Below are 5,811 nucleotides of genomic sequence, written 5' to 3' on the forward strand. Positions count from 1 at the left end.
AAGAGCATGATGTTCGTCGAGTTATACTGCGACTACTGCGAGCACAGTGTGCCGACCCCTGCAGACGTTGTCGCCACCGCGGAGCGATCGGTGACCGACATCGATCTGACCGACGAGCGAAGCATCGCCGGTGTGGTCCGCGACGCAGTTCTGTCCACGGAGGCTGATTGGTCACAGCCCGGTCCCGGTGACGGAGTTCGTGAGAGCGACGGTCGCAGCCTGCCGACGGTGAGAGCCGTCCTGAACAGGCTGGGATCGATCATCGATTCTGTTCGGTGAATTCTCGGCGCGGGATGACCAGCGTTGCTCCGGTTGTCGGATGCGGGAAGACCTCGACCGGATAACCGTAGACGCGGGTCAGAAGCTCTTCGTGCAACACCGATTCCGGGGGACCGTCAGCGGCGATGCGGCCGTTTTCGAGCACGACGATCCGATCCGCGTACGCCGCTGCCAACGCGAGGTCGTGCAAAACGACGACGACGGCATCGCCGTCCGCAGCGCGAGCGCGCGCCACGGACATCACCGCTTCCTGGTGTCCGAGGTCGAGAGCTGCAGTCGGCTCGTCCAGCAGGATGGTCGACGTCTCCTGCGCCAGCACCCGCGCAAGTGCGACTCGCGCCTGCTCGCCACCGGACAGCACGGCAAACGGCCGATTGGCGAACCCCTCGACATCGCAGGTCTTCATCGCCGCGGTGATAGCAGCGCCGTCGCGGTCTTCTCGGCGAGTTCCGGTCCATGGCGCACGTCCCATACGAACCACCTGGCGAGCGCTGAACGAAAATCCGATGGTGTGTTTCTGGGGGAGCACCGCGCGTCGGCGCGCCATGTCGATCGGCGACCACTGAGTGAGGTCAGTGCCGTCAACGTCCACCCGCCCAGCGATGACGGGCTGATCACCGGCCAACGCCGCAAGAAGAGTCGACTTACCGGCGCCGTTCGGTCCGACGAGAACGACTAGCTCGCCTGCCCGGACTTCGATGGACACGCCTTCCAGAATCTGCCGACCACCGCGTTCAACGGTGATGTCGCGCGCCTCGAGGGTGACATCACCGACGGCTGGGCTCTTCGGTTCGGGGGTGACGCGGCCGAACAGTTCGCGCCAGTTTCTTACGAGGCTGCTCATGCCCACCCGCCCTGTTGCGCGCGCGTGCGTCGGAGAAGCCAGAAGAAGAAGGGGCCGCCCACCAGAGCGGTCAGCATTCCGAGGGGCAGGTCTGCGTTGTCGATCAGCGACCGCGAGCCCAGATCTGCGACAAGCAGAACCAGTGCGCCGGCGAGGGCGCTCGCCGGAATCAGCGAGCGGTGGCCAGGTCCGACGAGAATGCGCATCAGGTGCGGAACGACCAGACCGACGAAGAGGATGATGCCGGTGAAGGCAACACTCGCCGAGACCAGGAGAGCGACGATCAGTACCGCGAACTGGCGAAGCCGTTCGACGTTGACGCCCAGATGACGGGCCGCGTGTTCACCGAGCGCCAGCAGGTCGAGACGTGGGGCGATCATCATGGTCGCGGCGATCCCGATGACGGTCATCGGCGCCACGATCAGGACTGCGTTCCAGGAAGCGCCGTTGAGTGAGCCGAGTTGCCAGAACACGATCTGATCGCGAGCGGACGGGCTGGCGACGAAGGTGAAGAACGCGATGAGCCCGCCGGCGAACGCGTTGATCGCGACGCCCGTAAGCACCAACGTCACCACTTCGGTTCGGCCTTCGTGCCGAGCCAGCAGGTAGACCGCCGCGGTGGTGACCAGCCCGGCGACGAACGCAGCCGCAGCAACGGCCCAGCCGGCCACGAACGTTCCCCCGACGACGATGACAGCACTCGCGCCAACTGCCGCGCCCGCAGACACTCCGATCACTCCGGGTTCTGCGAGCGGATTGGAGAACACACCCTGCAGGAGCGCACCGGAACATCCCAGCGCCGCGCCGACACAGATGGCGAGCACGACGCGGGGGAATCGAACCTCCCACAAAGTCACTTCACCGCTGGGATGGGCGGGCATCGGACCGAGGTCGAGCCCGATGCGATGCAGGATGCTGCCCAAAACCTCGAGAGGCGACGTCGGAACTTGACCGATGCACGCCGACAGCACCGCGACGATCACGAGGGCGAGAGTCAAGCTGACCAGAACCGCACTCACCCGCGACCGCGACGCGGGGCCAGACGCCGACTTGTCGGCGCCCCCGACGTCATGGGAATCCTCGGCTGCGGACACAGTCTTACCTGCTTCGGAACTACCTGTCTCTGTACTCACGAATCAGCACTCACGAATCTTTGCTCACGATCCACCGGGCTCGTAGATCGCTTCGGCGAGTGCCGCCATGACGCGTCCGGTGTTCGGCCCGAAGCTGAGCAGTACACCGTCCGCCATGTCGACTACTCGTTTGTTCTTTCCAGCCGGCGTCTGAGCGATGCCAGGGACCTTTTCGAGGCCGTCGATTCCGCCGATCGATGCCAATCCGTCCGTCATCATCAGCAGGGCGTCAGGCGCTGCGGCGATGAGCGCTTCGCTGGTGATGGGCACGAACTGTTGTGTGATGCCCGAGGCGGTTCCTGCATCGGTGGCGCCGAGTGCCTCGATCAAGGAATCTGCTCCGGACCCTTCACCGCCGATCATGGTGATGGCCGATCCGCGCATGTAGAGGAACGCGATTTTCAGTGCATCGCCCTCGGTGGGGACCAGATCGCGAGCTCCAGCGATTTCCGATTCGGTCCGATCGACCAGCGCCGCGCCCTGGGCGGGGACGCCGAGCGCGTCGGCGACGGCCTGGAGTTGTCCCGGCACACCCTCGAGTGTCCGTGTCGGATCGAAGAAGACGACGGGAACACCGGCGGCGCGCAACTGATCCTGGACGCTCTTGGGCCCGATACTCGTGTCGGTGAGAACAACGGTGGGATTGAGGTCGAGAATTGCCTCGGTGTTGAGCGATTGGCCGCCGACCGTGACAACCGGCACGTCCGCGACTGCAGGAAACTTGGCGGCGGTGTCGCGGCCGACGAGATTGTCACCGAGGCCGAGCGCCACCGTCGTCGTCGCGAGCGTCCCGTAGCGGTCGGCCGCAACGATCCGGCTGTTGTCGGTGATGGTCACGTCGACGCCGTCGAAGCTCTTCACCGTCACGGGCAGTGTCGCGGTCGGGTTGTCGGACACGGGAACCGGGCTGGAATCTTCGAGTACCGCGGTCCTGGCACCCTGAGATGTCGTGGAATTGTCGCTGGGACCGCAAGCCACCAGACCGAAACCGGCTGCTGCGACCAGAGTCGCCGCGGCCAAGCGCTTCATCATTTGACGAGGTAGCTCTCGATGTCGCCTTCGAGGTCGGCGAACAGGTCGCCGTTGAGGCGGTATGCCAGATTCACCTCGTCGATGAAACGCTGCTGTTCCTCGGCAGGAATCTGCAGTGCATCCAGATTCGAGCGGTAGTCGTCCTTGAAAGGCTTCGGCTTGGGGATGCCTTCGAAGATGTAGAAGCGAAGTCCGTCGGTCTCGAATCCGTAGGCGCGTTCGAGCATCCGGCGGATGATCTGTCCGCCCGAGAGATCGCCCATGTACCGAAGGTAGTGATGTGCGACGAAGCCGGCAGGCCAGTCGAACGCCACCTCCTTCAGGCGGGCGATGTAACGCTCGGTTGCCGGCAGGGCCACGAGTTCGTCGCGCCAGTTCGGTCCGCCGAGGAATTCGAGATCGGCTTCGAGTGAAGCCACGCGCAAAAGATCCTCGGACAGGAACGGGGCGACCAACTCGTTGTCGGCGTGTGTGCGGCCGGCCTCTTCGAGGCTCGTGTAGACGAGGTACGTCTGTCCCAGAAGAGCGGCGTAGCCAGCGGTGGTCAGCTCACCGCCGAGAAGTGCGCCTACGAATCGCGACTGCTCCGTCTCGCGGTGTGCTGCGTCCGTCTCGGTCTTTATTCGTTCGGAGAAGGCTGGGCCTGCGTCTGCGGGAAGGCTGTCTACGTCGAGCGTGGTCATTGATTCTCCTGAGGCTGTAGTCAAGCGTTGCCTACTAGGTTAGCCTGCCCTCGCCAACACGATACCTCCGGTATTTCGATCAGCGGGACAGATCAAGCGCTCACATCGTCGAGAGCCGCGGCAATCGCTTTCGGAAGTTCCAATTCTTCGGTTGCCAGTACTCCTGTCAACTGGGCGAGATCACGCGTGCCGACGACGGCGCTGGCCACCCCGTCGCGATCGCGCGCCCAGGCCAGTGCCACCGCCAGTGGGGAAGTACCCAGACCGTCGGCAGCGGTAACGACTGCGTCGACCACCCGGATCGAGGAATCGGTCAGATAGCTCTGCACATCCTGCGAATGTGCTTCGTCGGCGCCGCGGGAATCGACGGGAATGCCGTCGCGGTACTTGCCGGTCAGCACACCGCCCGCGAGGGGTACTGCGGCGAACACTCCGACGCCGTGATGGGCCGCCGCTGCGAACAATTCTTCCTCGACGCCGCGTGCGAGCAACGAGTACTCGGCCTGCGTCGCGGCGAGTGTTGTTGCGCCACCGGCTCCTACGGCCGTCGCGAGCTGCCAGCCGAGGTAGCCGCGAACTCCGACGTACCGCACCTTGCCGCTCGAGACGGCGTAGTCGAGGGTTGCTGCAACCTCGTCGACAGGCGTGAGCGGATCCCAGGTTGCGACCTGCCACATGTCGAGGAAGTCGGTTCCGAGTTCACGAAGAGTTGCGTCGAGCTGGCGGAGCAATCCGCGCCGCGAGCAGTCGACGCGGTCGGTGCCGATCGGTGTGGGGTCGATGCCGGCGCTCGAGCTGATGATGAGTTCGTCACGTGGAACGACGTCGTCGAGCAACTCGGCGAGGATCCGTTGCGCCGCACCGGCGCCGTAGGCGGGCGAGGTGTCGACCAGGGTTCCGCCGGCCTCGGCGAACGCGAGTAGCTGCGCAGCAGCCTCGTCGCCGTCCGTGTCGCGTCCCCATGTCAGTGTGCCGAGCCCAAGTCGCGAGACCCGAAGTCCGCTCGTTCCGACAGATCTGTGCTTCATAACCGCCTGCATCTCGCGCCCGACTCGTGTGCGCAAGTGCGGCACCCGAGAGATCTCACCACGTGCAGACTAGTAGGCGCTCGCCTCGAGTCGGGGTATTCGGACACGGACGTGCCGGGCGCGGCGCGGCGCCGTGGGCCCCGGTAGCGTGGCGCCGGTGAAACGTGAACCCGACACACGAAACCTGTGTGCAGTAACCCCATTCGAATCAGCCGGGATCGGTGAGTGATGGGCGAAGCGATGACCTGGCTCCAGGCCGTGATCCTGGGCCTCGTGCAGGGCTTGACCGAGTTCCTGCCCATCTCGTCTTCCGGACATTTGCGAATCGTGTCGGAGATATTCTTCGGCAGTGACGCCGGCGCGTCGTTCACCGCCGTGACGCAGCTCGGCACCGAGTTGGCGGTCCTGATCTACTTCGCACGCGACATCGTGAGGATCATCACTGCCTGGTTCCGAGGTGTGTTCAATGCCGAGCACCGGGGCGATCTCGATTACCGGATGGGCTGGTATGTCATCATCGGCACCATCCCGGTCGGCATCCTCGGGTTCTTCTTCAAAGACCAGATCCGTACCGGCGCACGCAATCTGTGGCTGATTGCCACGATGCTGATCGTGTTCGCGCTCGTCATCGCTGCTGCCGAGTACTACGGACGCAAGACGCGCCCGATCGAATCGCTCACAGCGCGCGACGGCATCATCATGGGTTCGGCTCAGGCGCTCGCGCTCATCCCGGGTGTCTCACGTTCGGGTGGCACGATCAGTGCCGGCCTTTTCCTCGGACTCACCCGTGAGGCCGCAGCCCGTTACTCGTT

The 5,811-nt window shown here is 64.5% G+C and carries 7 protein-coding genes; 2 read left to right on the forward strand and 5 right to left on the reverse strand.

The annotated features are described in order from the left end of the window. Positions 1-279 (forward strand): hypothetical protein (locus RWT78_RS27455; RefSeq protein WP_314682300.1); only part of this gene is annotated, 279 nt, incomplete at its 5' end. On the opposite strand, the gene RWT78_RS27460 is transcribed toward RWT78_RS27455, so the two are convergent. From RWT78_RS27460 to RWT78_RS27480, 5 genes are all read right to left on the reverse strand, one after another. Continuing rightward, entirely contained in the window at positions 260-1,123 is an 864-nt protein-coding gene (locus RWT78_RS27460) for a heme ABC transporter ATP-binding protein (RefSeq protein ID WP_007733386.1), read from the reverse strand. The genes RWT78_RS27455 and RWT78_RS27460 overlap by 20 nt on opposite strands. Further along, positions 1,120-2,217, reverse strand: a complete 1,098-nt coding sequence (locus RWT78_RS27465) for an iron ABC transporter permease (RefSeq protein WP_314682311.1) — start codon at positions 2,215-2,217, stop codon at positions 1,120-1,122. The genes RWT78_RS27460 and RWT78_RS27465 overlap by 4 nt, the downstream gene beginning before the upstream one ends. A gap of 63 nt (positions 2,218-2,280) precedes the next feature. Continuing rightward, positions 2,281-3,288 (reverse strand): ABC transporter substrate-binding protein, encoded by a 1,008-nt coding sequence (locus tag RWT78_RS27470; protein WP_314682303.1) that lies wholly within the window; start codon positions 3,286-3,288, stop codon positions 2,281-2,283. Then, positions 3,285-3,971, reverse strand: a complete 687-nt coding sequence (locus tag RWT78_RS27475; RefSeq protein ID WP_314682305.1) for a biliverdin-producing heme oxygenase — start codon at positions 3,969-3,971, stop codon at positions 3,285-3,287. Before RWT78_RS27475 ends, RWT78_RS27470 begins: the two co-directional genes overlap by 4 nt. Before the next feature lie 92 nt (positions 3,972-4,063). Beyond that, positions 4,064-4,999, reverse strand: a complete 936-nt coding sequence (locus RWT78_RS27480; protein ID WP_314682306.1) for an aldo/keto reductase — start codon at positions 4,997-4,999, stop codon at positions 4,064-4,066. A 228-nt stretch (positions 5,000-5,227) separates the two neighbouring features. On the opposite strand from RWT78_RS27480, the gene RWT78_RS27485 reads away from it, so the two are divergent. Continuing rightward, positions 5,228-5,811, forward strand: a 584-nt coding sequence (locus tag RWT78_RS27485; RefSeq protein ID WP_314682308.1) for an undecaprenyl-diphosphate phosphatase, incomplete at its 3' end; no start/stop codon positions are given.

The organism is uncultured Rhodococcus sp. (genome assembly GCF_963525155.1).
GTDB lineage: Bacteria > Actinomycetota > Actinomycetes > Mycobacteriales > Mycobacteriaceae > Rhodococcus_F > Rhodococcus_F qingshengii.

Bases quoted from the DNA above. Each gene is read 5' to 3' on its own strand.
- RWT78_RS27470 (WP_314682303.1), bottom strand. From the start codon at position 3,288: ATGATGAAGCGCTTGGCCGCGGCGACTCTGGTCGCAGCAGCCGGTTTC.
- RWT78_RS27480 (WP_314682306.1), bottom strand. From the start codon at position 4,999: ATGAAGCACAGATCTGTCGGAACGAGCGGACTTCGGGTCTCGCGACTT.
- RWT78_RS27460 (WP_007733386.1), bottom strand. From the start codon at position 1,123: ATGAGCAGCCTCGTAAGAAACTGGCGCGAACTGTTCGGCCGCGTCACC.
- RWT78_RS27475 (WP_314682305.1), bottom strand. From the start codon at position 3,971: ATGACCACGCTCGACGTAGACAGCCTTCCCGCAGACGCAGGCCCAGCC.